At 72.1% G+C, this 23,095-nt stretch carries 25 protein-coding genes; 9 read left to right on the top strand and 16 right to left on the bottom strand.

Annotation, left to right across the window (positions count from 1 at the left end; translation table 11 throughout):
• The 6 genes from kdpA to MF672_RS15725 all read right to left on the bottom strand — a co-directional run bounded on the left by kdpA (window position 1) and on the right by MF672_RS15725 (window position 5,018).
• Window positions 1-1,662, bottom strand: a complete 1,662-nt coding sequence (gene kdpA, locus MF672_RS15750) for a potassium-transporting ATPase subunit KdpA (protein ID WP_242378769.1) — start codon at window positions 1,660-1,662, stop codon at window positions 1-3.
• Window positions 1,662-1,751, bottom strand: coding sequence for a K(+)-transporting ATPase subunit F (locus tag MF672_RS15745; RefSeq protein ID WP_242378771.1), 90 nt, complete (start codon window positions 1,749-1,751; stop codon window positions 1,662-1,664). The genes kdpA and MF672_RS15745 overlap by 1 nt, the downstream gene beginning before the upstream one ends.
• A gap of 237 nt (window positions 1,752-1,988) precedes the next feature.
• Entirely contained in the window at window positions 1,989-2,801 is an 813-nt protein-coding gene (locus MF672_RS15740; RefSeq protein WP_242378773.1) for a class I SAM-dependent methyltransferase, read from the bottom strand.
• 9 nt (window positions 2,802-2,810) lie between these two features.
• Window positions 2,811-3,266 carry a GbsR/MarR family transcriptional regulator gene (locus tag MF672_RS15735; protein WP_242378775.1) on the bottom strand — a complete coding sequence of 152 codons (456 nt, stop codon included), beginning with the start codon at window positions 3,264-3,266 and terminating at the stop codon, window positions 2,811-2,813.
• 35 nt (window positions 3,267-3,301) lie between these two features.
• On the bottom strand, window positions 3,302-4,231 hold the full coding sequence (locus MF672_RS15730; protein ID WP_242378790.1) for an alpha/beta hydrolase: 930 nt from the start codon (window positions 4,229-4,231) through the stop codon (window positions 3,302-3,304).
• Window positions 4,232-4,319: 88 nt separating this feature from the next.
• Entirely contained in the window at window positions 4,320-5,018 is a 699-nt protein-coding gene (locus MF672_RS15725; RefSeq protein ID WP_242378792.1) for an SDR family oxidoreductase, read from the bottom strand.
• A 159-nt stretch (window positions 5,019-5,177) separates the two neighbouring features.
• Here MF672_RS15725 and MF672_RS15720 point away from each other — a divergent pair, with 159 nt between their 5' ends.
• Window positions 5,178-6,050, top strand: coding sequence for a helix-turn-helix transcriptional regulator (locus tag MF672_RS15720; RefSeq protein WP_242378794.1), 873 nt, complete (start codon window positions 5,178-5,180; stop codon window positions 6,048-6,050).
• A gap of 210 nt (window positions 6,051-6,260) precedes the next feature.
• Complete coding sequence (locus MF672_RS15715) at window positions 6,261-7,916, top strand: glycoside hydrolase family 44 protein (RefSeq protein WP_242378798.1); 1,656 nt, start codon at window positions 6,261-6,263, stop codon at window positions 7,914-7,916.
• Between the two features lie 33 nt (window positions 7,917-7,949).
• Here MF672_RS15715 and MF672_RS15710 read toward each other — a convergent pair whose 3' ends face one another.
• On the bottom strand, window positions 7,950-9,161 hold the full coding sequence (locus MF672_RS15710) for an FAD-dependent monooxygenase (RefSeq protein ID WP_242378801.1): 1,212 nt from the start codon (window positions 9,159-9,161) through the stop codon (window positions 7,950-7,952).
• A 173-nt stretch (window positions 9,162-9,334) separates the two neighbouring features.
• Window positions 9,335-10,462, bottom strand: a complete 1,128-nt coding sequence (locus MF672_RS15705; protein ID WP_242378816.1) for an alpha/beta hydrolase family protein — start codon at window positions 10,460-10,462, stop codon at window positions 9,335-9,337.
• 217 nt (window positions 10,463-10,679) lie between these two features.
• Here MF672_RS15705 and MF672_RS15700 point away from each other — a divergent pair, with 217 nt between their 5' ends.
• Together MF672_RS15700 and MF672_RS15695 are read left to right on the top strand one after the other, a co-directional pair.
• Window positions 10,680-12,044, top strand: a complete 1,365-nt coding sequence (locus tag MF672_RS15700; RefSeq protein ID WP_242378819.1) for a sensor histidine kinase — start codon at window positions 10,680-10,682, stop codon at window positions 12,042-12,044.
• A complete protein-coding gene (locus tag MF672_RS15695; RefSeq protein ID WP_242378822.1) occupies window positions 12,041-12,715 on the top strand; it encodes a response regulator in 675 nt (224 codons plus the stop codon). Before MF672_RS15700 ends, MF672_RS15695 begins: the two co-directional genes overlap by 4 nt.
• Window positions 12,716-12,788: 73 nt before the next feature.
• On the opposite strand, the gene MF672_RS15690 is transcribed toward MF672_RS15695, so the two are convergent.
• The gene (locus tag MF672_RS15690; protein WP_242378827.1) at window positions 12,789-13,214 is read right to left on the bottom strand and encodes a MarR family winged helix-turn-helix transcriptional regulator; all 426 of its coding nucleotides are present in this window, start codon (window positions 13,212-13,214) and stop codon (window positions 12,789-12,791) included.
• A 91-nt stretch (window positions 13,215-13,305) separates the two neighbouring features.
• Between MF672_RS15690 and MF672_RS15685 the strand changes: the two genes are divergently transcribed.
• Window positions 13,306-14,037: an SDR family NAD(P)-dependent oxidoreductase gene (locus tag MF672_RS15685; RefSeq protein WP_242378829.1), complete on the top strand. Its 732-nt coding sequence runs from the start codon at window positions 13,306-13,308 to the stop codon at window positions 14,035-14,037.
• Between the two features lie 79 nt (window positions 14,038-14,116).
• Here the strand turns inward: MF672_RS15685 and MF672_RS15680 are convergent, their stop codons facing one another.
• Window positions 14,117-14,617: a hypothetical protein gene (locus MF672_RS15680; RefSeq protein WP_242378832.1), complete on the bottom strand. Its 501-nt coding sequence runs from the start codon at window positions 14,615-14,617 to the stop codon at window positions 14,117-14,119.
• A 125-nt stretch (window positions 14,618-14,742) separates the two neighbouring features.
• Here MF672_RS15680 and MF672_RS15675 point away from each other — a divergent pair, with 125 nt between their 5' ends.
• The 3 genes from MF672_RS15675 to MF672_RS15665 all read left to right on the top strand — a co-directional run bounded on the left by MF672_RS15675 (window position 14,743) and on the right by MF672_RS15665 (window position 16,849).
• Window positions 14,743-15,312: a winged helix-turn-helix transcriptional regulator gene (locus MF672_RS15675; protein WP_242378835.1), complete on the top strand. Its 570-nt coding sequence runs from the start codon at window positions 14,743-14,745 to the stop codon at window positions 15,310-15,312.
• A gap of 82 nt (window positions 15,313-15,394) precedes the next feature.
• Window positions 15,395-15,730 carry an ArsR/SmtB family transcription factor gene (locus MF672_RS15670; protein ID WP_242378837.1) on the top strand — a complete coding sequence of 112 codons (336 nt, stop codon included), beginning with the start codon at window positions 15,395-15,397 and terminating at the stop codon, window positions 15,728-15,730.
• A gap of 12 nt (window positions 15,731-15,742) precedes the next feature.
• Window positions 15,743-16,849, top strand: a complete 1,107-nt coding sequence (locus MF672_RS15665) for a GNAT family N-acetyltransferase (RefSeq protein WP_242378840.1) — start codon at window positions 15,743-15,745, stop codon at window positions 16,847-16,849.
• A gap of 326 nt (window positions 16,850-17,175) precedes the next feature.
• Here the strand turns inward: MF672_RS15665 and MF672_RS15660 are convergent, their stop codons facing one another.
• From MF672_RS15660 to MF672_RS15635, 6 genes are all read right to left on the bottom strand, one after another.
• Window positions 17,176-18,411 (bottom strand): M28 family metallopeptidase, encoded by a 1,236-nt coding sequence (locus MF672_RS15660; RefSeq protein WP_242378842.1) that lies wholly within the window; start codon window positions 18,409-18,411, stop codon window positions 17,176-17,178.
• Window positions 18,412-18,419: 8 nt separating this feature from the next.
• Window positions 18,420-18,662, bottom strand: coding sequence for a hypothetical protein (locus MF672_RS15655; RefSeq protein ID WP_242378844.1), 243 nt, complete (start codon window positions 18,660-18,662; stop codon window positions 18,420-18,422).
• Window positions 18,663-19,003: 341 nt separating this feature from the next.
• A complete protein-coding gene (locus MF672_RS15650) occupies window positions 19,004-19,390 on the bottom strand; it encodes an ArsR/SmtB family transcription factor (RefSeq protein WP_242378845.1) in 387 nt (128 codons plus the stop codon).
• A 27-nt stretch (window positions 19,391-19,417) separates the two neighbouring features.
• Window positions 19,418-19,630, bottom strand: coding sequence for a hypothetical protein (locus MF672_RS15645; RefSeq protein ID WP_242378847.1), 213 nt, complete (start codon window positions 19,628-19,630; stop codon window positions 19,418-19,420).
• Window positions 19,631-19,941: 311 nt separating this feature from the next.
• Complete coding sequence (locus MF672_RS15640) at window positions 19,942-21,354, bottom strand: FAD-dependent oxidoreductase (protein ID WP_242378848.1); 1,413 nt, start codon at window positions 21,352-21,354, stop codon at window positions 19,942-19,944.
• A gap of 178 nt (window positions 21,355-21,532) precedes the next feature.
• Window positions 21,533-22,612 carry a flavin-containing monooxygenase gene (locus MF672_RS15635; protein WP_242378849.1) on the bottom strand — a complete coding sequence of 360 codons (1,080 nt, stop codon included), beginning with the start codon at window positions 22,610-22,612 and terminating at the stop codon, window positions 21,533-21,535.
• Between the two features lie 79 nt (window positions 22,613-22,691).
• Between MF672_RS15635 and MF672_RS15630 the strand changes: the two genes are divergently transcribed.
• Entirely contained in the window at window positions 22,692-23,051 is a 360-nt protein-coding gene (locus MF672_RS15630; RefSeq protein WP_242378850.1) for an ArsR/SmtB family transcription factor, read from the top strand.
• Window positions 23,052-23,095 lie beyond the last annotated feature (44 nt).

Here is a 23,095-nt window from a genome sequence, read left to right as displayed (position 1 = left end):
TTACCGCAGTCCTTCCGCGAGCGGTCCCAGCGCCAGCGCCGGGAGGAACGTCAGGGCGACCAGGATGACCGTCACGCCGACGACCATGCCGACGAACTGCGGCCGGTACGTCGGCAGCGTCCCGGCCGAGGCGGGCACCGGCGCCTGCCGGGCCAGCGACCCGGCCAGCGCCAGCACCAGCACCATCGGCAGGAACCGGCCGAAGGCCATGCACAGGCCGAGCGTGACGTTGTGGAACGGGGTGTTCACGCTGACCCCGGCGAAGGCGGAGCCGTTGTTGTTGGAGGCGGAGGTGTAGGCGTACAGGATCTCCGACAGGCCGTGCGGGCCGGAGTTCAGCATCGCGGCGCGGCCGGTGGCGGTGGCCATCGCGACGGCGGTGCCGAGCAGCACCAGCAGCGGCGTGGCCAGGAAGTACAGGGAGGCGAGCTTGATCTCGCGGGCGCCGATCCGCTTGCCCAGGTACTCCGGCGTGCGCCCGACCATCAGCCCGGCGACGAACACCGTGATCACGGCCAGGATCAGCATGCCGTACAGGCCGGAACCGGTGCCGCCGGGGGCGACCTCGCCGAGCAGCATGTTGAAGATCAGCATGCCGCCGCCGAGCGCGGTGTAGGAGTCGTGGAAGGAGTTCACCGCGCCGGTGCTGGTGAGCGTGGTCGCGGTGGCGAACACCGCTGAGCCGGACGTGCCGAACCGCGCCTCGCGGCCTTCGAGGGCCTGCCCGACCGCCTGCGGCACGGTGCCGCCCGCGGACAGCTCCGCCCACTGCGTGACGCCGAGGCTGACGATCGCGATGACCGCCATCACCGACACGATCGCGTAGCCCTGCCGGTCGTCGCCGACCATCCGGCCGAACGTGCGCGGCAGGCAGAACGCGATCACCAGCAGCAGGAGGATCTCGACCCAGTTGGTCCACGCCGTCGGGTTCTCGAACGGGTGGGCCGAGTTGGCGTTGAAGAAGCCGCCGCCGTTGGTGCCCAGGTCCTTGATGGCCTCCTGGGAGGCGACCGCGCCCGGGGTGAACGTCTGCTCGCCGCCGGTCAGCGTGGTCCACGTGCGGTGCCCGGCGAAGGTCTGGACGGCGCCGCCGGCCACCAGCGCCAGCGCGCCGGCGAACGCCATCGGCAGCAGGATGCGGACGGTGCCGCGCACCAGGTCCACCCAGAAGTTGCCGACGGTGTCGGTCCTGCTGCGGGCGAAGCCCCGGACCAGGGCGACGGCCACGGCCATGCCGGCCGCGGCGGAGACGAAGTTCTGCACCGCCAGGCCCGCCGTCTGCACGACGTGGCCCATCGTCGCCTCGCCCGAGTACGCCTGCCAGTTGGTGTTGGTGACGAAGCTGACCGCGGTGTTCCAGGCCAGGGCGGGCTCCACCGCCTTCATGCCGAGCGACAGGAACAGGTGGTCCTGCAACCGCTGCAGGCCGTACAGGAACAGCACGGAGACCACCGAGAAGGCCAGCACGCCGCGCGCGTAGACGCCCCACCGCTGCTCGCTGTCGGCGTTGACGCCCAGCAGCCGGTAGATCACCCGCTCGGCCCGGGAGTGCCGGGTGCCGGTGTAGACCCGGTACATGTAGTCGCCCAGCGGTCTGTAGCAGACGACAAGGGCGAGCAGGAGGGATCCGGTGAAGGCGATCCCGGCCAGGGCGGGGGACATCAGAACCGCTCCGGGAACAGCAGCGCCGCGACCATGAGGACCACCAGGGCGGCGACCACGACGAGCCCGGCGGCGTTGACGGCGCTCACAGCCTCTCCACCGCGTTGACGACCAGCCCGAGGACCGCGAAGACCGCGATCGTCAGGGCGACGAAGATGACGTCGGCCATCTCCACTCACTCCTCAATGTCGTGACCAGGGTGACAACCGCCCGAACGGCGACTGAGAAGCAAGCAAACGCCGGAAATGGCCCGTTATGGCCGGTCTTGACGGCATTCATACGGCCGGCCGCCGAATCTTGACGCCATCCCTACGCGCGGCCCCGCGTCAGAACCGGTAGCGGAGGATCCGCGCCCCCTGCCGGGACAGGGCCGTGCTGCGGGCGGTGAGACGGGTCAGCGCGCGCAGCGGTTGCGGGAAGCGGGCCGTCTCCGGCGCGCGGGTGAGGATCTGCTCCTCGACCAGTTCGAGGCCGGCCTGCCAGGACTCCGGTTCGCGGGGGTCGTCGAAGCCCTGGGCGGCCTTGATGCCGAGCGCCTTGATGGTGGGGTGGTACTTCATCGCCCAGGCGGCGAAGCGGGTGTAGCCGTTGAGCGCCAGCTCGCCCGCGGGGAGATGGCCGGTCAGCGCGCGGGTCATCGCCTGGAAGGAGTCGCCGGGCATGAAGGGCAGCAGCCCCTCGGCGACGATCACGGCCGGCCGGTCGCGGGGGATGGCGGTGAGCCAGTCGGAGCCGGTGAGGTCGGCTCCGACCAGGTGGGAACGGCCGGGCAGGCAGGCGGCCCGCAGGTGCACCACCTCCGGGAAGTCGATGTCGTACCAGTCGACGCCGGGCGGCGGATCGCAGCGGAACACCCTGGTGTCCAGGCCGCAGCCCAGGTCGAGCACCACGCATCCCGGGTGCGCGGCGACGAAGGCGCGCACGACGTCGTCGAGCTTCTTGGCGCGCAGTGCCGTGGTGAGGACGAGGTTGGGCTTGACCTTCAGCTTGCCGAAGTCGTAGTCGATGGTGCCGGCCAGGTCCGCGGAGAGCTTGTCGCCGAGGATCGGGTCGGGCCGCCCGGCGTCCAGGGCCCTGGCGTGGAGAGTGAGCAGCAGCGTTTCCTGGATCAGCCCGAGTTCGGGTTTCCAGCGGTGCATGGGGATTCCTTAACGGTGTAGCGGATGACGGGCCGCGAGGTTCTGCAGCCAGGTCAGGGAGTCGTGGGCGGCCTTGATGCGCTCGGTGCGGTGCCCCTCGCCGCCGACGAGGTCGAGCCCCTCGTCGGCGATCTCGCCGAACGCGCTCAGGCTCTGGAGCTTGCGCTGGATGACCTTCTGCCAGGCGTCGTCCTCGATGCGGTAGTAGGAGACGCGGTCGCCGGGCCTTCTCACCTTCTTGACCAGGCCGATGGCCGTGAGGAAGCGCATGTTGGAGGTGAGCGAGGCCCGGCTGGCCTGGATGACGTCCGCGATCTGACCGGCGGACTGCTCGGCGGGGTCGCAGATCATGAGCCAGCCGAGGATGCGCCCGGTGATGGGCGGCAGCCCCCACTCCTCGACGCAGAAGGCGGCCACCCGTTCCACCCAGCGGATCTGGCGGTCCAGCTGTTCCTCGGTGCTCATCGTCGCGTTCCCTCCGTTGCTGATCGTGTGCCGGTTCACTGTGTCATGGCGGCCACCGACTCGTACGTGGGTGCCGGGGTGATGTCGGCGAGCCGGGTCCTGCGCAGGTAGAGGTCGAACCAGTCGATCGCGAGCGCCGTCGCCTCCTCCAGTCCCGGGCCGGTGTAGAGGCCGAGCACGTCGTAGGGCAGCACCGCGAGCCGCTTGGGCTCGCCCGCCTTGGCGAAGGCGCTCTGCGCCTCCTCGAGCATGTGGTACGGGTCCCAGCCGCCGTTGGCGATCATCAGCAGCGGCGTCGGCGCGAGCCGGTGGATGAGGTCCTCCGGCGCGAAGGTGAGCAGGTGCTCGGCCGAGTCGAGGGTCTTCTCGTTGCGGTAGGTGGGGAACAGACGGGTCGACATGTCCGGGGTGTCCTTGACGCTGTCGCCCTCCAGCGTCAGGTGCGGCACACGGGCGCTCTGCCCGCCCTCGTAGCGCCGCTGCCAGTCCTGCTGCAGCCGCTCGCGCAGCTCGTGGACGCCGGCGCGGCCGAGCAGGCGCTCCAGGTACCGCCAGCCGTTCCACACGCTGGGGCTCTGCACGACGACGCACTTGATGCGCCGGTCGAGCACGGCGGCCTGGGCCGCGACCGAGCCGCCGATGCTCACCCCCCACACCCCGATCCGCTCCGGCTGCACCTCGGGACGGCTCTGCAGGTAGGACACGGCGCTGCGGAAGTCCTCCACCTGCCGCTCCGGATAGTCCAGGCCGCGCGGCTCGCCTTCGCTGGAGCCGACCGTGCGGTAGTCGATGGCCAGCACCGCGAAGCCGGCCTTGACGAAGTACGGCGCGAAGAACGCCAGCGCCTCCTTGACCATCACCCCGCTGTGCCCGAGCACCAGCCCGGGGACCGGCTCGTTCGTCTCGGGCAGGTAGAGGTCGCCCGCGCAGCGGGTGCCGAGGCTGTTGAAGGTCACGTGTTCCATGTTCTTCCTTCCTAGTTATTTCAAACATGACTGAAATAGCTAGCAATGTCAACCCCGGAGGCCCCGCAGCCGCCCGGCCGGACCTGCGTCAGGCGGGCTGGCCGACCGGCCGGATGGTCAGGGTGTTGAGGTCGACGCCGGCCGGCTGGCCGAGGGCGAAGCAGACGGCCTCGGCGACCGGCTCGGGCGACAGGGCGAAGGGCGGGACGCCGCCTCGCCAGAAGGCGGTGTCGGTCATGCCGGGGTTGACGAGGGTGACGCCGACGCCGCGGCCGGTGGCGTACATCCGCAGGTTCTCGGCCATGCCGGTGACGGCCCACTTGGTGGCGGAGTAGAGGTTGGCGGGGCTGTTCTTCAGGCCGGCGACGCTGCCGATGAGCACCAGCCGCCCGCCCGTGGCCTCCAGGTGCGGCAGGGCGGCGTTGGCCAGCAGGGCGGGGCCGAGGACGTTGGTGAGGACCATCGGCGCCCACAGCTCCGGGTCGCCGTCGGCGATGGTGCGCGGATGGTCGGCGGGGATGAAGCCGGCGTTGGCCACCGCGGCGTGCAGGGCGCCGAAGCGGGCCACGGTGCGGGTCACCGCGGCCCGGGTGGCCGGCCAGTCGGCGGCGTCGGCGACGATGCCGAGCAGCCGGTCGGGGTGGCCGCTCTCGTCGAGGAAGGACTTCAGCCTGGTCTCGTCGCGGCCGGTGACGGCCACGCGGTGGCCGCGGTCGAGCAGCAGTCGTGCGGTGTGCGCGCCGATGCCGCTGGTCGCGCCGGTGATCAGTACGGTCTTGCCGGTCATGGTCATGCTCCTGGGTGTCGGAGATCCTGTTGGTGTGTCACCTGACGGACCCAGGCAACCCGGCCGGCCGCGCGCGAGGCAGAGCGCGTCTGTCGGGGGGACAAGCTCGACCCCCCTGCCACGGCCACCCGCGCGAACCCTGCGGCTACCGTGGAGGGCATGGACCACCGGCCCGACAACCGCGCCCAGATCCGCGACTTCCTCGCCACCCGGCGCGCCAAGCTCACCCCGGCGCAGGTCGGGCTGCCCACCAGCGGCCGGCGCCGGGTCCCCGGGCTGCGCCGCGAAGAGGTCGCGGTGCTGGCCGGGGTGAGCACCGAGTGGTACACGCGGCTGGAGAAGGGCCACATCGGCGGCGTGTCGGAAGAGGTGCTCGACGCGGTGGCCCAGGCCCTTCGCCTGGACCAGGACGAGCGCACCTACCTGTTCGGCCTGGCCCGCGCCGCCCGCCGGGCGCCTTCGCGCCGCAGGGACGTCGAGGTGCCGCCGTCGGTCCAGTGGCTGCTGGACTCCATGACGATGTCGGCGGCGTTCGTCCGCAACGGCCGCCAGGACATCGTCACCTCCAACGCGCTGGCCCGGGCCCTGCTCGCGCCGGTCTTCGACAGCCCCGTCACCACGGGGCACGGCCGCGCCAACCTCGCCCGCTACGTCTTCCTCGACCCGGACTCGCGGCGGTTCTTCGTCGACTGGGACGAGGCCGCCGTCGTCAGCGCCGCGCTGCTGCGCGCCGAGGCCGGACGCGACCCCCACGACCGGGCCCTGCGCGACCTCGTCGGTGAGCTGTCCACGCTCAGCACCGGCTTCCGCGGCCAGTGGGCCGCCCACGACGTGCGTATCAGCCATGTCGGCAGCAAACGGCTGTGGCATCCGCAGGTCGGCGACCTGGAGCTGACCTACCGGTCTCTCGACCTGCCCGTCTCCGTACGGACGGTGTACGGCCTCACCATCTACACCGCCGAGCCGGGCAGCACCTCCGAAGAACGGCTCAAGCTCCTGTCCAGCCTGGCGGCCCCCCAGCCGGCCGGGTGAGGCCGGGCAGCCGCCGGCTCTGCAACTTTCAGGCCGCCCCCGGAACCGCAGCCGGGTCGTTCACGAGCCGCTGACGGGCCTGACCAGGAGACGTACCCCGCACCCGCGCCGAGCCGCCCACTGGACGCCACAGCAGCGCCTTGACACCCGTGAAGCATCTGGTCACGCTCGTCGATTGTTGACCATGGACGGATGACAGGAGCCCCGACGATGGATGCTCGACGACGGTGGAAGCCGCGACCGGCCGCGACCCTCGGCGTGGCGGTGTCCTTCGTGGCGGGGACGCTGACCGCCCAGGCGTCCCTGCAGCCGGCCGCGGCCGCGGCCGGGCCCGCGCTGTCGGTGGACCTGTCCGCCCCCCGGCACCCGATCAGTCCCGACATCTACGGCATGAACGGCGCCGACCCGGCGTTCGCCGCCGAGATCGGCCTGCCGGTGACACGCTGGGGCGGCAACGCGAGCACCCGCTACAACTTCAAGAACCACACCTACAACACCGGAAGCGACTGGTACTTCGAGAACATCGTCGCCGGGCCCGACAACACGGTCGAGGCGTACGTCAAGACCAGCCAGGACCGCGGTAGCAAGCAGGTCGTCACCGTGCCGATGAGCGGGTGGGTGGCCAAGGACTCGCCCGACCAGCACCCGTTCGCCTGCGGATTCCCCGCCGCCCGGTTCCCCGCGCAGGACTCCTTCGACCCGTGGGACGCCGGCTGCGGCAACGGCCGGCTCGACAACGCCAACCTCACCGGGGCGGTGCCCGCCGACACCTCGATCCCGGCGGACGCCGCGTTCGCCGGCGAGATGGTGTCGCACCTGGTGAGCCAGTTCGGCACGGCGGCGCGCGGCGGCGTACCGATCTACGAGCTCGACAACGAGCCGGTGCTGTGGAGTTCCACGCACCGCGACGTGCACCCCGAGGCGGTCTCCTACGACGAACTGGGCGGCAAGAGCACCACGACCGCCGCGGCGATCAAGGCCGCCGACCCGAGCGCGGCGGTGCTCGGCCCGTCCGGCTGGGGATACTGCGAGTGGGTCGCGTCCGGGGTGGACGGGTGCGCGCCGGGCGCCGACGCGGCCGCGCACGGCGGGCTCAACCTGTCGCAGTGGTTCCTGAAGAACATGAAGGACTACAGCGACACGCACGGCGGCAAGCGCCTGCTCGACTACTTCGACCAGCACTACTACCCGCAGATCAACGGCGGCAAGGACCCGGACTCGAACGCGTGGCGGCTGCGCTCCACGCGTTCGCTCTGGGACCCGACGTACGTCGAGGAGTCCTGGATCGGCCCTTCGGGCGTGAACGCGCCGCCGCTGCAGTTCATCCGCAAGATGAAGGACTGGGTCGCGCAGTACTACCCCGGCACGAAGACCGCGATCACCGAGTACAACTGGGGCGCGCTGGACGACATCAACGGCGCCCTGGCGCAGGCCGACGTCCTCGGCATCTTCGGGCGCGAGGGCCTCGACCTCGCCACCATCTGGGGCGAACCCCAGCCGGCCCAGCCCGGCGCCTACGCGTTCCGGATGTATCGCAACTACGACGGCGCGGGGAGCCGGTTCGGTGACGTGAGCGTGTCGGCGGCCAGCGGCGACCAGGGGCAGCTGGCGGTCTACGGGGCGCAACGCTCCCGCGACAAGGCGCTGACCCTGATGGTCATCAACAAGACCGGCGGTGAGCTGACCGCACCGTTGTCGATCGCCGGGCTGCACGGCAACGCCACGGCGCAGCGGTTCACCTACGGCCCGGCCGATCTCGGCTCGATCGTGCGCGGTGACGACCTCCTGGTGCGCCAGGGCCGGGTCACCGCGACGTACCCGGCGAACTCGATCACCCTGCTGGTCCTGCCGACGCGCCGGCGTTGACGGCGCGCGCAAGGGCCCGGCCGAGGCGGTGGGCTACGAGCTGATCGGCAGCCCGGCCGAGGCCCCGGAGTCCGGCACCCCCGCGTAGTCGGGCAGCTCGGCGCCGTTGATCGCGCGCTCGATCAGCTCGGCGAACCATTCGCCGGCGAAATCGGGGCCCGGCCCGGCGTCCGGCCCCGGCACCCCGAGGCTGTGGACGTGCAGCCGGCCGATCTCCTGGTTGGCCTCCACGTACGAGCGCATCCGGGCCTCGTAGCCGGCGAACCCGGCCTCCGGGTCCCACCCGGCGGCCGCCAGCTCTCCGGCCAGCAGGTAGGCGCCGACCAGGGCCAGCCCGGTGCCCGCCCCCGACATCGGGGACGCGCTGAACGCCGCGTCCCCGAGCAGCCCCACCCGCCCGCTCGACCAGCGGTCCATCACCACCTGAGCGACCTGGTCCAGATAGAAGTCCGGGGTGTCGTCCACGTGCGCGAGGATGCGCTGCGTCAACCAGCCGAAGCCGTCCATCCGCTCGCGCAGCAGGCGCTTCTGCGCCTCGACGTCGCGGTGGTCGACGTCGAAGTCGGCCGCGGGGAAGGAGAACATGGCCATCGCCCGGGTCGCGTCCGGGACGGGCCGCAGGCCGGCGGACCGGCCGGCCTCCTGGTGGTCGATCATCCAGCGGTCCACGCCGAACTCGTTGGGCACGCTGTAGAAGGCCAGCACGAGCCCGAGATGGCGGATGAACCGCTCGTGCGGCCCGAAGACCATCGCGCGTAGCTGCGAGTGCAGCCCGTCGGCCCCGATCACCAGGTCGAAGCGCCGCCGGTCGCCGCCGGCGAACACCACGTCGACGCCGTCCGCGTCCTGGCTGAGCTCGGCGATCCGGTCGCCGAAGACGTACTCGACACCGTCCCGGGTGTCGTCGTAGAGCACCCGGGACAGGTCCCCGCGCAGGATCTCGATGTCGGCGATGAACCCGTCGCCGCCGTGGTCGTCCGCGCGGTGGGTCTCCAGCACGTTCCCGTCGGCGTCCACGATGTACGCGCCCGCGGTGTCGGTGCGGGCCGCGCGCACCGGCGCGTCCAGCCCCATCCGCCGGATGACCTCCTTGGCCACCCCGCGCGCGTCCACCGCCTGCCCGCCGGGGCGCAGCCCGGGGGCGCGCTCCACCACGGTCACCTCGGCCCCCCGCCGGCGCAGCCAGTGGGCCAGCGCCGGCCCCGCGATGCTCGCCCCCGCCACCAGCACTCTGATGCCGCTCATATCGACTCCTGCTCGTCCGATTCGTGTCGATGATGCGAGTTGGCCCGACCTGCGGTCCGCCTCGGTCTCGACGATCAGACTCGGGCGCGGCCAGAAAATCATCGCGGTCCACGGTAGGGGGTCGACGCGATCAGGGCTACGGGCGACCACGTGGTGGGTCTCCGCCGGAGGCCCTAACCGCCGAACGTCACCTCGGGATAGCGGGCGGACGGCTTGTCCAGCAGGGGCTGCGGCTTCCCGGTGAGGTGGCGGGCGAAGAAGGCGGCGACGTAGGTGCGGGTGATCTCCACGGAGCGGGCTCCGGTCATGGCGAACCCGAGGTCGATGCCGAGCTGTTCGGCCAGCAGCGGGACGTCGGTGAAGGACGCGTGCTCCGCTCCGGTCACCACCAGCCACCGCTTCCAGCCGGTCAGCTGCTTCCAGTCGCGCCCCCAGCTCCCGTCCTTGCCGCCGGGGCTGTGCATCGCCGGCGATCCCATGAACAGGAACGGCCGGGCCAGGCCGCCCTCGGGGATCGGGGCGAAGGTGGTGCCGTCCAGGTTCGCCCCGGCGCGGATGCGCTTGTCGCGCACCATGGCCGCGATGCTGCTCGCGCCGCCGACGGACTGACCGGCCATCCCGATGCGCGACCGGTCGATCAGCGCGGCTCCCCGCCACTTCGGCTTCGCGCCGGTGAGCTGGTCGAGGACGAAGGAGACGTCCGCCGCGCGGCTGCGGACCACCTGCTCACCGAAGTCCGCGTCCTTGTTCCCGCAGGCGACGCACGTGGCGACCCGCCCGTCGGGGAAGGCGGTGGCGACGCTCTCGTAGGTGTGGTCGATCCCGACCACGACGTTGCCCCTGCTGGCCAGATCCTCGGCCAGGCTGGTGAGTGAGCTGCGCGGGGAGCCGAGGCCGGGGGAGAGCACCACCAGGGGCAGGCCGCGCTTGCGGCCCGCGGGCACGGCGTCGGTGAAGGCGTTGGTCCGCACCTTGCTCAACGTGTCGGGCGCGACGGGCAGCTCCGCGTCCTTGACCAGCAGCTCGGACTCCTTCGGCGTCACGTAGGGGGCCTGTTGCCTGCCTCGCGTCCCGGCCGCCGGATACCACAGGGAGATCATCAACTCCCTCGACGTCGCCGCCGGGACCCATGGGTCATGCCGGGAGGCGTCCGTCAGGTGGAGGGAGGTGACGCCGACCGCGTGGGAGCCCGTCGGCGCGGGCAGCCGCGGCGCCGCCGCCGGCGCCGCGGCGGCGGGAGTGGGCGCGGTGAGGGTGAGCAGCCCGGCCAGGGCGAGGACCGTCGTTCTCGCAAGATGCATCAGTGTGTCGCCTTTTCTCGGGAGGCCGCGGTCGTCCCGCGGACGGGACGACGCTAGGCGCGGTCACGCGGCGGGCGCGTCGGCCGTCGTGCCGAATCCGGGTAGCTCCGGGGAACGACCCGAGCCCGGCGTCATCACTGCGATGTAGTCCCGGCGGGCGGCGCTCCCGTCATCGGGACGGATGCGTGGCCGGTCGCGCAGCCGGGACAATGTCCCGATGAGCGTGGAACGAAGGTGGCGGATGTGGCGGCAGCACGTGTGGGAGGTGTTGCGCCCGGAGGAGGCGCGCGTCCGGCCGTCACGCCGGGCGCTGGTGGCCGACCTGGTGCTCGCGCTGCTGCTGACCGTGCTCGCGGTGGCCGCGGTGGCCGATCTGCACGACGCCTCCGCCGAGGGGCGGCAAGGGCCGGCGGCCGTGTCCCTGCGGCTGCGTCCCGATCCGCCCGCCCGGCCGGTGAGCCCGGCCCCGCCGGCCCCGCCGGGCCCGCGGGCCCGCTCGGAGCAGGGTCCGCCCCCGCCGCTGGTGATCCTGACCGCGTTGCCGCTCGCGGTGCGGCGCCGGTACCCGCTGGCCGTCTTCTGGACGGTCGTGCTCGCCGCGCTGGCCACCCACGAGGCCGCGACGTGGATCACCGTGCTCGCCGGCGCCGTCGCCGCCTACGGCGCGCTCGCCTACAGCCGTCACCGGCCGGCGGCGGCGGGAGGGCTGGCGGCGGCGGCCGTGCTGACCGGCGTGGTCTTCCAGGACGTCGTCCCCGCGCTGCCGTCCTGGCTGGGCCCTGTCGTCGTGCTGGCGGGGGCGGGCGGGCTGGCGGTGGCCGTCCGCTTCTGGCAGGGGCGGCTGCGGGCCGGCCGGGATCGCCTGGACGCGCTCCAGCGGGCCCAGGCGCAGGCCACCCGCGCGGCCGTGGACGAGGAGCGCGCCAGGATCGCCGCCGAGCTGCACGACATCGTGACCCACAACGTGAGCGTGATGGTGATCCAGGCCGGGGCGGCGCGCAAGGTCATGGACGCCGAGCCCGCGGAGTCGAAGCAGGCGCTGCTCGCGATCGAGGCGGGCGGCCGGGCGGCCATGTCCGAGCTCCGTCACGTCATGGGCCTGCTGGCCACGGAGAACGAGGCCATCAAGAACGGCGCCCTCCGGGATGAGGCCACGCAGAACAGGCCGCCCGATACGCAGGACGCGCTCGCGCCGCAGCCTGGGCTCGATCAGCTCGACGCGCTGGTCACCCGGGTCCGGGCCGCCGGGATCCCGGTCGACGTCGAGCTGTCGCTGCCGCCCGACCCGTTGCCCGCCGGGATCGATCTGGCCGCCTACCGCGTGGTCCAGGAGGCCCTGACGAACACGATCAAGCACGCGGCGGGCGCGGCGGCGTCCGTCTCGATCCGCCACGAGGACGACCGGCTGGAGATCGAGGTCACCGACACCGGCGGCACACGGCGCGGCCCGTCGCACCCAGGCGGGCGCGGGCTGATCGGGCTGCGCGAACGGCTGGCCGTCTACGGCGGCACCCTGAACGCGGGACACACCCCCGCGGGAGGGTACCGGATCTTGGCCCGGGTACCGTGGCGAGCCTCATGAGCCACTCTCTCCGCGTGATCATCGCCGACGATCAGGCCCTGGTACGCACCGGGTTCCGGATGATCCTGGCCGCTGATGGCATCGAGGTGACGGCCGAGGCGGCAGACGGCGCCGAAGCCGTGGAGGCGGCCCGGCGTACCAGGCCGGACGTCGTCCTCATGGACATCAGGATGCCGCGCATGGACGGCATCGAGGCCACCCGGCGCATCCTGGCCGACGACACGACCGGCAGCACCCGCGTCCTCATCCTGACCACCTACGACCTCGACCACTACGTCTACACCGCGCTCGCCGCCGGGGCCAGCGGCTTCCTGCTCAAGGACGTCACCCCCGAGCACCTGGTGGCCGCGGTGACCCTGGTGCGCACCGGCGACGCCCTGCTCGCCCCGGCCATCACCCGGCGCCTGGTGGAGCGGTTCGCCCGCCGGGACGACGCCGGTCCTCAGGCCCCGCACCGGGACCTGTCGGAGCTGACCGCGCGGGAGCTGGAGGTGCTGCGGCTGCTGGCCACCGGGCTGAGCAACGTCGAGCTCGCCGAACGGCTGACTCTCAGCCCGGCGACGGTGAAGACCCACGTGGCCCGCATCCTGGCCAAGCTCGGGCTCAGGGACCGGGTCCAGGCCGTCGTGCTCGCGTACGAGACCGGGCTGGTGTCGCCGGGCGCGACGTGACCGTGCCCGGAGGCGGACGCGCGCGGTAGGGCCAGAGCCCGCCGCTCGACCGCGACAACAGTGACGGCCGAGGTCAGGGACGTAGTGCTGTGGTGGCGGACCGGAGCAGGTGGACGAGGCTGTCGCGTTGGGTGCTGGGCCAGGAGCTGAAGCGGGCGGCCAGGGCGGTGTCGATGGCCTGCTGGAACTGGCCGGTGACCGTCTCGCCCTCAGGGGTGAGGTGGACGCGCGTCACCCGGCGGTCGTCGGGGTCGGGTTGACGGGTGAGCAGGCCGCGTCGCTGAAGCCGGTCGACCAGGCCGGTGATGTTGGTCTTGTCGCAGTGCAGCAGGGTCGCGAGCTCGCCGAAGGACGGCTGCAGCCGGTGGGCGAAACACAGCAGCTGCGCTTGCTGCGGGGTCAGGCCCAGCCGGCGGCTCGCCATGCTGAACAGGCCGTCGATCTCCATGAAGACGCCGATCAGCGTTTCCACGAGCTCGTCATCGGATGCGGAGGCCATGGCAGGAAGTCTACTACCTGGACAGTTGACACCCTCTACCAAATTAGTCGATGCTATGGACTATCGAGAGAATCGACCAATTGGAGGAGTCATGCGTAGCGAGGATCGGGTCGCGGTCGTCACCGGCGGATCGCGCGGAATCGGACGGGCGATCAGCGACCGGCTGGCCGCGACGGGGATGCGCGTCGTCATCGGCTCCCGCGACCAGGAGACGGCCGCCCAGGCGGTGGACCAGATCAAGAACGCGGGCGGCCTGGCCACCGCGGTCCGCACCGACATCACCCGCCCCGAGGCGGTCCAGGAGTTGTTCGACGCGGCCGAGAGCCAGTACGGCCGGGTGGACGTGTGGGTGAACAACGCGGCCACGGCCACCGCCGGGCCACTGGCCCGCGCCACCGATGACGACTTCGACCAGTACCTGAACGCCAACGTCCGGGCCACGTTCGTGGCGCTGCGCGAGGCCGCGCGGCGCATCAGCGACCACGGCCGGATCATCCTGATCTCTTCCGCGCTGACCGTGTCGCCGCTGCCCGGCATGGCGCTGCTGGCCGCGAGCAAGGCCGCCGGTGACCAGCTCGCCCGCACGCTGGCCTGGGAGGTGGGCGCCAGGTCCGTCACGGTCAACAGCGTCCTGCCCGGCCTGACCCGCACCGACGTCATCAACACCGTGCCCCCGCACGTCATCGACGACGCCGAGGCCCGCACGCCGCTGGGCCGCCTGGGCGAGCCGGCCGACATCGCCGACGTCGTCGCGTTCCTGGCCTCCGACGCCGCCCGATGGATCACCGGCCAGACCGTCAACGCCGCCGGAGGCATGATCTGACCACCGGACGGCGTACCCGCGAGGGCATGAGCAGGCGCCCCCTCGCCGGGATCAGCTGAGGGGGCGCCGGCGCCGCGTTCTAGGCGTTGAGGCTGATCACGGGGCTGTTGAACCTCTGGATCGTGCCAGTGCGGGGGTCCTCCAGGACGACCTGGCCGTACACCTCGTCCCGGCCCTCCCAGTCCTCGTTGAGCCAGCTGCGGGGGACGGTCCTGGAGAAGCCGGCGCTGAGCCCGTTCTCGGCCGAAGCGCCCAGTTGGGCCGGGTCGAGGTCGACCCAGAACAGGAAGTTGTCGAAGCTCGGGTCGTCCCCGAACATCTTGGCCATGAACGGATCACCCGGAGGCGCGAGGATCGCCCGCGCGTCCTCCAGCGAGATGTGGTAGTCGATGCCGATGTCGACCCTGACGACACCGCTGCCGAGATCGGTGATGGTCAAGCACACGTTGCTCTTGGTCGCGCCGGTGCACTCCTGGTACACCTCGGCGGAGGCGGGCCCCGCCATCAGCGTGACCACGGCGGCGAACGCCGCGAGGACGCCCAGCGCCCGCCGCGGCCAGGCGATCCCAGATGTGAACATTCGATGTCGGAGCCATCGGCGCCGCGGAGAGCCGCATGCGGCCCGGACACCAGCACATGTGCTCGACCAGCAGCGGTACAGCTTTTGAACTTGCCCGTGCCGTGGCGCGGATGCACGATGACCGCGTGCTTGGCCTGCCCCGCATCTCCCGCTCCCTGCTCGCCCAGCGGCTGACCAGGCTGGAACGCGTCGGGCTGCTGGAACGCCGCGCCGGCCCCGAGTACCACCTCACCGACTCCGGCCAGGCGCTCCGCCCGGTGATCGACGCCCTCGGCCACTGGGGCTACCGCTTCGCGGCGGCCGAACTGCGCGCCGAGCACCTCGACGCGGGCCTGCTCATGTGGTTCCTGCGCCGCCGGCTGCGCACGGGGAACCTCCCGGCGCAGCGCACCGTCGTGCGATTCCAGTTCCGGCCGCGCAGCCGTCCGCCGGCGTTCTGGCTGATCATCCAAGGCCCGGACGCCGACCTGTGCATCACCGACCCGGGCCTCGACATCAACCTGTACGTCGACGCCGAGCTGCGCGCGATGGCCGACGTCTTCCTGGGCCGGCTCAGCCTGCGCACGGCACTGGACGACGGCCGCGTCGAACTCGACGGCCCCGCCCCGCTCCGCCGCGCGTTCCCGAGCTGGATCGGCCTGAGCCCGTTCGCCAACGGCCCACCGCCCGGGTCCGCGCCACCAGCCCCGAAGTAGCCCTGTGGCGAGAGCCGCCCTTCATGTACGAGCTGGCGCCGGGCTTCCACTTTCCCGAATAATCGAATATCGTCGATTGACGATGAATGAGAACAAGGGGCCATTGCCGCGCGCGGAGGCCGAGGAGTACGCGAGCTGGTTCAAGGCCCTCGCGGACGCGACCCGGATCCAGATCGTGTCGCTGCTGGCCCGGCGGCGCGCGCCGATGAGCGTGGGCGAGATCGTGGCCGCGTCCGGGGTGGGCCAGTCCACCGTCTCCCACCATCTGAAGATCCTGGCCGAGGTGCGGTTCGTACTGGTCGACAAGCAAGGCACCTCCAGCCTGTACCGGATCAACGAGAATTGCGTGAGCTGTTTCCCGACCGCCGCCGACGTGGTCATGGGCAACCCCGCACCGGTCGCGCCCACCTGCGAGTGAAGGAGCCTGGCCATGGCGTACGACGAGATCATCGACCACTACTCCGCGCCGGCCCGGGCCGCGGACGCCGGAGGGACGGTCGCCGAGCTGCGTGCCGGTCAGACGGTGCTGGATCTCGGCTCAGGCGGCGGCATCGACGTGCTGCTGTCAGCCCGCCGGGTCGGCCCGCAGGGCAGGGTGTACGGGGTGGATGCCGGCGCGGACATGCTGGCGCCGGCGCGACGCAACGCTGAGCAGGCCGGCGCGCGCAACGTCGAGTTCCTGCACGGCACGATCGAACGGGTGCCGCTGCCGGACCGGTCGGTGGACGTGGTCATCTCCAACCGCGTGATCAACCTGTCCGACGACAAGGCGGCAGCGCTGGCCGAGGCGTTCCGGGTGCTGCGGCCGGGCGGCCGGTTCGGCGTCCGCGACGTGGTGGTCGACGGCGAGCTCGACCCGGAGCGCCGCCGGGCGGCCGAGCAGCGCATCGGCTGCGAGGCCGGGGCACTGCCGGTCACCGAGTACCGCAAGCTGCTGGCGGCGGCCGGGTTCGTCGGCGTGCGGATCGTGCTGACCGCCGATCACGGCGACGGGGCGCACTCGGCCATCGTCCAGGCCGTCAAGCCCGCCATCGGGCCCGGCCTGGAGATCCGGCCGATGCGCGAGAGCGACGCCGCCGAGGTGCTGGCCATCTACCAGGCCGGGCTGGACACCGGCCAGGCCAGTTTCGAGACCACTGCGCCCAGCTGGGAGGGGTTCACCGCGAGCCGGTTGCCGCACCTGCGGTACGTGGCGGTGGACGCCGACTCCGGCGAGGTGCTCGGCTGGGTGGCCGCCTCGGCGGTCTCGTCCCGTCCGGTGTACGCCGGAGTGGTCGAGCACAGCATCTACGTTCACCCCGGCTGCCAGGCTCACGGCATCGGCCGGGCGCTGCTGGCGGCGTTCATCGCCGCCGCCGAGGACGCCGGTGTCTGGACGATCCAGTCGGGCGTCTTCCCGGAGAACGCCGCGAGCCTATGCCTGCACCAGGCGCTCGGCTTCCGCGTCGTGGGCACCCGCGAGCGCATCGGCTGTCACCACGGTCTCTGGCGGGACGTCCTGATGATCGAGCGCCGCAGCACCCTGACCGGGACCTGAGTCGCCGCTCGGGACGGCGGCCGGGAACAGGGATGGCCGTCCGATGGTTACATCCGTCGTGGCCGGTGTGCCCAGTGTCCCCGGGCCTCACCTATCGCCTTCGCGGACTACCGTTCGGCTGGAGCCGCGTTGTGCCCTTCGCCGAGAGGCGACACGCACACCGGTACGCACACGTGGCCCGAAGGCCCTCGCCGACTCGGCGAGGGCCTTCGCCGTCGTCGTCCTGCACTACCACACCATCACCGCCCGGCCCGGCGACGTGGCCCGACGGCATCCCCGCGGGCGAGCAGTCGACGAGGACACCGCCTGGTGTCATCGTGAGCTGATCAGACCGAGGTCTGGACGGCCAGCAGTCCAACCGTGGCGACCAGCAGGCGCGCCGCCGCCACGAGGGTGCCCGGCTGGACGCGGTCGGGGGTTTCGGCGGGGGTCTGGTAGCCGGGCATGCCCATGCCGATGCCGATCGCGGCCAGTCCGGCGGCGGCGTAGCGGCGGTTGTCGGAGGCCATCGCGCCCGCTCGCAGCGGCACGCCGGTCAGGCGGGCGGCCTGGTCGAGGGTGGCCAGCAGGGCGTGGGCGGGGCCGCCGGCTTCGACGGCGGCTGCCCGGTGCAGGTGCGCGGCGCCGTCGAGGTTGATCACCAGGGTGCCGGGCGGCAGGGCGGCTGCGTGGTGGGCCGAGCCCCATGCCCCGGTCTCCTCGGCGTCCAGGAAGGCCACCGACAGTTCGGCCCGCGTGGCCGGGTCCGCTGTCAGGACGCGGGCGGCCTCCAGGACGGCGGCCACGCCGGAGGCGTTGTCGGCGGCCGCGGGCAGCCGCATGCCGGGGTCGTCGCCGACGCCGTCGTAGTGCGCGGTCAGCAGGACCCGCGGCCCGGTCCCCACGCCCCCGGCGGGCGAGGAGGCGGGGAAGCGGGCGTGCACGTTGTGGCCGTCCGCCGAGGTCTGCCGGAGCGGCATCGACCCGGTCACCAGCACCGGCCCGACCGCCAGCGCGTCGGCCAGGCGAGCGTGCAGGTCGGTGCGCAAGGCGATGATCGGGACGGCGCGGGTGGCCGGTCCGGCGATCATCTTGGGCATCCACCCCTCGGCGTCGGTGCCGCGCGCGGCCAGCACTCCGGCCGCGCCGTGGGCCTCGGCTCGTTCGCACGCCTGCGCCCAGTCCCCGGCCTCGGCCAGCACCCATCGGCCGCGCAGGCCGGCCTCGGAGGCGGCGGCCAGCGGCGCGGTGCGCGGGTCCGGCGCCTCAGCCGAGGCGAGGTGCTCGACGAAGTCGCGCCGGTGCTCCAGGCGCAGCGCTTGGCTGCTTGTGCTCCATTCGAGCATCGGGGTGGCGTACAGCTCCCGCACGTCGGTGACGGGGAAGGAGTCGAGTTCGACCTCGGCGCCCAGCTCGCGCAGCCGCTCGGCGAGCCAGGCGGCGGCGGCACGGCCTCCGGGCGTGCCCACGCGCCGGCCCGCGTAGTGGTCGCGGGCCAGCTCGTGCACCGTGGCCGGCATTCGCGCCGCCGACACCCGCTCCACGACGGCACCCAGGCCGGGCGCCTGAGGGATGTCCGGCATGGTGGAGGTCATCCGCAGCAGCCGGTGGAGGCTGCCTCGGCGGCCGGGATGGCGGCTGGGGCCTGCCCGCAGCAGCCGGCCTGGGCGGCCTGCTGCGCGGCGGCTGTGCTGCCGCAGCACGAGGTGGCGGTCGCCGCTGCCTGCTGGGCCGTGTCGCTGGCGGGGGCTCCGCAGCAACCCCCGGCGGCGGGCGGCGTGAAAGCCTCCGCCAGATCGCCGATGAAGCCGCCGCTGGTCTGGTTCGTCGTCATGGTGGTTTCCCTTCCGCCGGTGCGAGGTCGAGACATCAACACTTAGATGCATGTCGAATCAAAAGAGACGATCTCACGCTACTTAGATGCCCGTCAAGATAGACAAATATCAAAGTAAGAGGGTTTGATAATGCCTGCTTGTGCCTGGAGCTGGGCAGCCATCTCGGCGGCCGGCTTCCGGACGTTGCGCGCCCCGGCCTCTGGCGTCGCGTACGGGCGCGACGGCGACGATGTTATTGGTGTCCTGTCCGAGCGACTTGGGAGGGTTCGGCGAGGATCTGCGCGGCGGAGTTGCCGCCGCCGACGACCAGCACCCGGCGGTGTGCAGCTGCTCTCCGCGGTCATGCAGTGAGGAGTTCCACGTCCACCGAGCCGTTCTGCGCCTTGGCGGGGGCGGCGAGCGGGGCGAACAGCGCACCCAGCTTGTTCACCACCTCGGGAATGATCCGGTAGTAGACCCACGTGCCACGGCGTTCGCCGTCGATCAGCCCGGCGGTGCGCAACACCTTCAGATGGTGGGAGATGGTGGGGGCGGTCAGGTCGAAGACGCCGGTCAGGTCGCACACGCACGCCTCGCCGCCGGGGTGGGAGCCGATCAGCGACAGCAGGCGCAGCCGTACCGGGTCGGCGACGGCCTTGAGCAGGGTGGCCAGGTCGGCGGCGTCGGCTTCGCTGAGCGGCTCGCGGGCGATCGGCGCACAGCACGGGGTGGGGGCGGGGGCTGCCATGACGCGACTCCTTAATTCGATGCCGGTCTAAATTATAGGCGCCTCGCGCGCGGCCTCGTACAGCACCATCGAACAGGCGATGCCGATGGCGGCGAAGACCAGGTAGAGCTGCCACGGCATCAGGGCGCCCGCCGTGGGCGTCGCGCCACCGCCCGGCGAGCGGCGCACAGATCGGGCGTTGGTGGCGTCCAGGTCTTGAGCCATCGGGACGAGGAAGACGGAGAAGGCGTAGTAGAGCACGCCGTAGCCGATGGTCTGGCAGCGACGACCCGCCGACCATGGCCGGAACGCGGCGGACCGCCGCCCTGCTGTCCAAGGGCGGCGGTCTCGGCGGGGGAACTCAGGTTGGACAGGCGATCAGCGCGGCCCTCAGTCGTGGTCGCCCAGTCGCCGGCGTGGGTCTCGGCGATGAGGCCCTGGGCCTGCAGCCGCCAGGCGAGCGTTCCCGCCGCCCGGGCGATCGCCGGAGCGTAGCCGGGGTTGGTGCTGGGCGCGCAACGTCTCCTTCTGGGCGGCGGTGGGGTAGCCGTCAGACATCGGGGTGCTTCCTTTCAGCCGCAGCAGCTGCCGCCGGACTCCACCGGAGCTCCGACGGTGGTGAGCGGGAGGGGGGCCGCCAGCAGGCCGCCGCTGATGCCGGTGGCCAGGCCGGCGCGCTGCTCCTGGGCCTCGACCAGGTTGGAGGAGCACACGCCGGTCTCGGGCAGGTCGAGCTGCACGTGGCGGGCCGCCTGCCAGTCCCCGGCCAGCGCCGCAACGACCGAGCGGACCTGCTCATACCCGGTGGCCATGAGGAAGGTCGGGGCACGGCCGTAGCTCTTGACCCCGACCGCGTAGTAGCCGGGCTCGGGGTGGGCGAGTTCGTCGACGCCGTGGGCCGGGACGGTGCCGCAGGAGTGCTGATTGGGGTCGATCAGCGGGGCCAGGGCGCGGGTGGAGCCGAGCACCGGGTCCAGGTCCAGGCGCAGTTCGGAGGCGATGGAGTGGTCGGGGCGGTAGCCGGTCGCGCTCACGACCTGGTCCACGGTGACGCTCTGCTCGTGGCCGGAAGGGGCCCGGCTGATCACCTGGATGCCCTGGTCGGTGGCGTTGACGCGGTGGGTGATGAATCCCGTCAGCAGCGTAATGCGGCCCGATTCGACGTGGGCGCGCAGCCGGGTGCCGAGCGCGCCGCGGGCCGGGAGAGCGTCGGCGTCGCCGCCGCCGTAGGTGCGGGCGGCGCTGCCGGCGCGGATCGCCCAGGTGATCGGCGTGTCCGGCAGCTCGGCCAGCGCGAGCAGAGTGGTGGCGGCCGAATGGCCGGCCCCTACGACCAGGGTGTGCCTGCCCTGGTAGCGGTCGCGGTCGGCGCCGAGCACGTCCGGCAGCGCGTGGTCGACGAACACCTCGTGCTCGCCGTGGGCGGGCAGGCCGCTGGCGCCCAGCACGTTCGGGCTGGTGTAGGTGCCGGAGGCGTCAATGATCGCTCGCGCCTGCAACTCGGTGCCGTCGCCGAGCCGGATCAGGAACGGCACCTGCTCGCGGCCTGTCGTGCGCATGCGGTCGTGGCCGAGGCGGCTGATCGCGGTCACCTTCGCGCCGAGCCGCACCCGGTCGCCGAACAGCTTGGCCAGCGGGGCGAGGTAGTCGTCGATGAGTTCAGCGCCGGTCGGCAGCCAGTCGGAGTCCGGGGCCGTCCAGCCGTCGGCCTCCAGGAGGCGGCGGGCGGCGGCGTCGATGTTGTACTTCCACGGGCTGAACACCCGCACGTGTCCCCACTGCGCGACCGAGGCGGCAACCCGGTCACCGGCTTCCAAGAGGAGAAAGCCGATGCCGCGCTCGGCCAGGTGGGCGGCGGCGGCCAGCCCGACCGGCCCGGCGCCGATCACGACGACCGGCAAGCCGATCATCCCCGGGGCGGTCTGCTGAGGAGTGGTGAACTGCTCGGTCTCGATCGTGGTGGTGCCGCAGCAACTGTCACTCATGACACTCTCCAGGTGGGCGCGTGGGTCAGCGGAAGGACGGGAACGTGGCGTAGAGGCGGGCGCGCTCGATGACGGCGGGTGAGGCGGCGGGTGAACAGAGCGCGCATCACGCACCCCTTTGAATAGAAGCTCATCTAAGCAGGAGACATCATGCGTCACTGCTTAGACGGAAGTCAAATCAGTCGCCGCGCAGGTGGCGGGCCAGCATCCCCACCACGTACGCGGCGTCCGCCCCGACGCCGCGCAGGGTGTTGGAGGAGGGCGTGCGCTGCCACTCCAGGCCCAGATAGCCCAGGCCGGGATGGGTCAGCGACAGGCCGCGGCGCTGGCGCGGGTGACCGCCGTCGTCCAGTGCGCCCAGGTCGGTGAGGTAGGGCAGGTCCGGCCGGTAGCCGGTGGCCAGCAGCACCGCATCGACGCGCTCGAGGCCGCCGTCGGACCAGAGCGCGTGATCGCCGTCCAAGCGGGTGAACATCGCCCTGCGCGTGTAGCGGCCCTCGCGCAGCGCCTGACGGTAGCGGCCGTCATCGAGCACCGGCGAGGCGGGCGGGGCCTCGGCGCGGGCCAGCGGCAGCCGGTCGAACCCGGTCACGCGGAACCAGAAGTGCAGGTCACGTCCCAGCGGGCGCTGGGTCACGAACCGGATCGGCTCCCGGCTGGCCAGCGTCACCCGGCGCTCGGCGGCCAGCTCGTAGGCGACCTGGACCGCCGAGTTGCCCGCCCCCACCACGACGACGTGCTCGCCGGACAGCGAGGCCGGGCAGCGGTAGTCGGCGACGTGCGGCACCGGGCCGGAGAAGGTGTCCAGGCCGGGCAGCGCGGGCCGGTGCGGGCGGCCGAAGGAACCGCCGGCCGCGATGACGGCAGGAGCGGCCAGCTCCTGCCCGTCGGCCAGACGTACGAGGAAGCGGCTCGCGCCGGACTCGCCGGCGAGGTGGACGGCCTCGACGCGGGCGCCGGTGCGCAGCTCGGCGCCGCGCTCGATCAGGGCGGCGGCATACCGCTCCAGGTAGATGACGACTTCGTCGCGGCGTGGGTAGCGCTCGGGGTCGCCGTCGAAGGGAAGGCCGGGCAGGCTGCTGTATCGGGCGGGCGAGAACAGGGTGAGGCTGTCGTAGTAGCGCGGCCAGGATCCGGCGGCCCGATCGGAGGCTTCCAGCAGCAGGGGCCGTAGCCCCTGCTCCAGGGCGGCATGGGCAGCGGCCAGGCCGGACTGTCCGGCTCCGACGATCACGATGGTGTCGTTGTCGAGGGGCATGCCGCAGAACGTACCGTCATTTTGTAATATGTCAATAAGTTGAAATGAGAGATAGAGTGCCGGAGCAGGAGGGAGCACCATGGCCGAACTCACGACATCACCAGCCGAGCCGGCGGGCGCGACGGCAGACAACGCGGTGGGCGCCACGTGCGCGCCACACCTACCCCAGGCCGCCCAGGACTTCCTCAAAGCCCTGGCCAACCCCGGACGCCAGCAGATCATGCTGCTGTTCGCCCAGGGCGCCGAGCTGTCGGTCAACCAGGTCGCCGAACGCGCGGGAATCAGCCAGTCCGCCGCCTCCCAGCAGCTTGCCCTGCTGCGTCGCGGCGGCATCGTCACCTCCCGCCGCGACGGCAAGGAGGTCCTGTATCGAGGCGATCGTGACGGTGTCACCCGCATCCTCGCCGACCTGCAGAAATACCTGAAGTTCTGCTGCTGACCGCCCGTCGGCGGCGAGCTCGCCCGGCCGTCGTGGAAGGGGCG

This window comes from Actinomadura luzonensis (assembly GCF_022664455.2).
GTDB lineage: Bacteria > Actinomycetota > Actinomycetes > Streptosporangiales > Streptosporangiaceae > Nonomuraea > Nonomuraea luzonensis.
This window is presented reverse-complemented; position numbering and strand designations above follow the sequence as displayed.

Excerpts from the sequence above, each read along its gene's own strand:
- MF672_RS15665 (WP_242378840.1), top strand. The coding sequence starts at position 15,743 with ATGGCGTACGACGAGATCATCGACCACTACTCCGCGCCGGCCCGGGCC.
- MF672_RS15650 (WP_242378845.1), bottom strand. The coding sequence starts at position 19,390 with ATGGCAGCCCCCGCCCCCACCCCGTGCTGTGCGCCGATCGCCCGCGAG.
- MF672_RS15630 (WP_242378850.1), top strand. The coding sequence starts at position 22,692 with ATGGCCGAACTCACGACATCACCAGCCGAGCCGGCGGGCGCGACGGCA.
- MF672_RS15670 (WP_242378837.1), top strand. The coding sequence starts at position 15,395 with ATGAATGAGAACAAGGGGCCATTGCCGCGCGCGGAGGCCGAGGAGTAC.
- MF672_RS15695 (WP_242378822.1), top strand. The coding sequence starts at position 12,041 with ATGAGCCACTCTCTCCGCGTGATCATCGCCGACGATCAGGCCCTGGTA.
- MF672_RS15660 (WP_242378842.1), bottom strand. The coding sequence starts at position 18,411 with ATGCCGGACATCCCTCAGGCGCCCGGCCTGGGTGCCGTCGTGGAGCGG.
- MF672_RS15705 (WP_242378816.1), bottom strand. The coding sequence starts at position 10,462 with ATGCATCTTGCGAGAACGACGGTCCTCGCCCTGGCCGGGCTGCTCACC.
- MF672_RS15715 (WP_242378798.1), top strand. The coding sequence starts at position 6,261 with ATGGATGCTCGACGACGGTGGAAGCCGCGACCGGCCGCGACCCTCGGC.
- MF672_RS15730 (WP_242378790.1), bottom strand. The coding sequence starts at position 4,231 with ATGGAACACGTGACCTTCAACAGCCTCGGCACCCGCTGCGCGGGCGAC.
- kdpA (WP_242378769.1), bottom strand. The coding sequence starts at position 1,662 with ATGTCCCCCGCCCTGGCCGGGATCGCCTTCACCGGATCCCTCCTGCTC.
- MF672_RS15685 (WP_242378829.1), top strand. The coding sequence starts at position 13,306 with ATGCGTAGCGAGGATCGGGTCGCGGTCGTCACCGGCGGATCGCGCGGA.
- MF672_RS15635 (WP_242378849.1), bottom strand. The coding sequence starts at position 22,612 with ATGCCCCTCGACAACGACACCATCGTGATCGTCGGAGCCGGACAGTCC.
- MF672_RS15655 (WP_242378844.1), bottom strand. The coding sequence starts at position 18,662 with ATGACGACGAACCAGACCAGCGGCGGCTTCATCGGCGATCTGGCGGAG.
- MF672_RS15680 (WP_242378832.1), bottom strand. The coding sequence starts at position 14,617 with ATGTTCACATCTGGGATCGCCTGGCCGCGGCGGGCGCTGGGCGTCCTC.
- MF672_RS15710 (WP_242378801.1), bottom strand. The coding sequence starts at position 9,161 with ATGAGCGGCATCAGAGTGCTGGTGGCGGGGGCGAGCATCGCGGGGCCG.
- MF672_RS15700 (WP_242378819.1), top strand. The coding sequence starts at position 10,680 with ATGAGCGTGGAACGAAGGTGGCGGATGTGGCGGCAGCACGTGTGGGAG.
- MF672_RS15740 (WP_242378773.1), bottom strand. The coding sequence starts at position 2,801 with ATGCACCGCTGGAAACCCGAACTCGGGCTGATCCAGGAAACGCTGCTG.
- MF672_RS15735 (WP_242378775.1), bottom strand. The coding sequence starts at position 3,266 with ATGAGCACCGAGGAACAGCTGGACCGCCAGATCCGCTGGGTGGAACGG.
- MF672_RS15725 (WP_242378792.1), bottom strand. The coding sequence starts at position 5,018 with ATGACCGGCAAGACCGTACTGATCACCGGCGCGACCAGCGGCATCGGC.
- MF672_RS15690 (WP_242378827.1), bottom strand. The coding sequence starts at position 13,214 with ATGGCCTCCGCATCCGATGACGAGCTCGTGGAAACGCTGATCGGCGTC.
- MF672_RS15720 (WP_242378794.1), top strand. The coding sequence starts at position 5,178 with ATGGACCACCGGCCCGACAACCGCGCCCAGATCCGCGACTTCCTCGCC.
- MF672_RS15640 (WP_242378848.1), bottom strand. The coding sequence starts at position 21,354 with ATGAGTGACAGTTGCTGCGGCACCACCACGATCGAGACCGAGCAGTTC.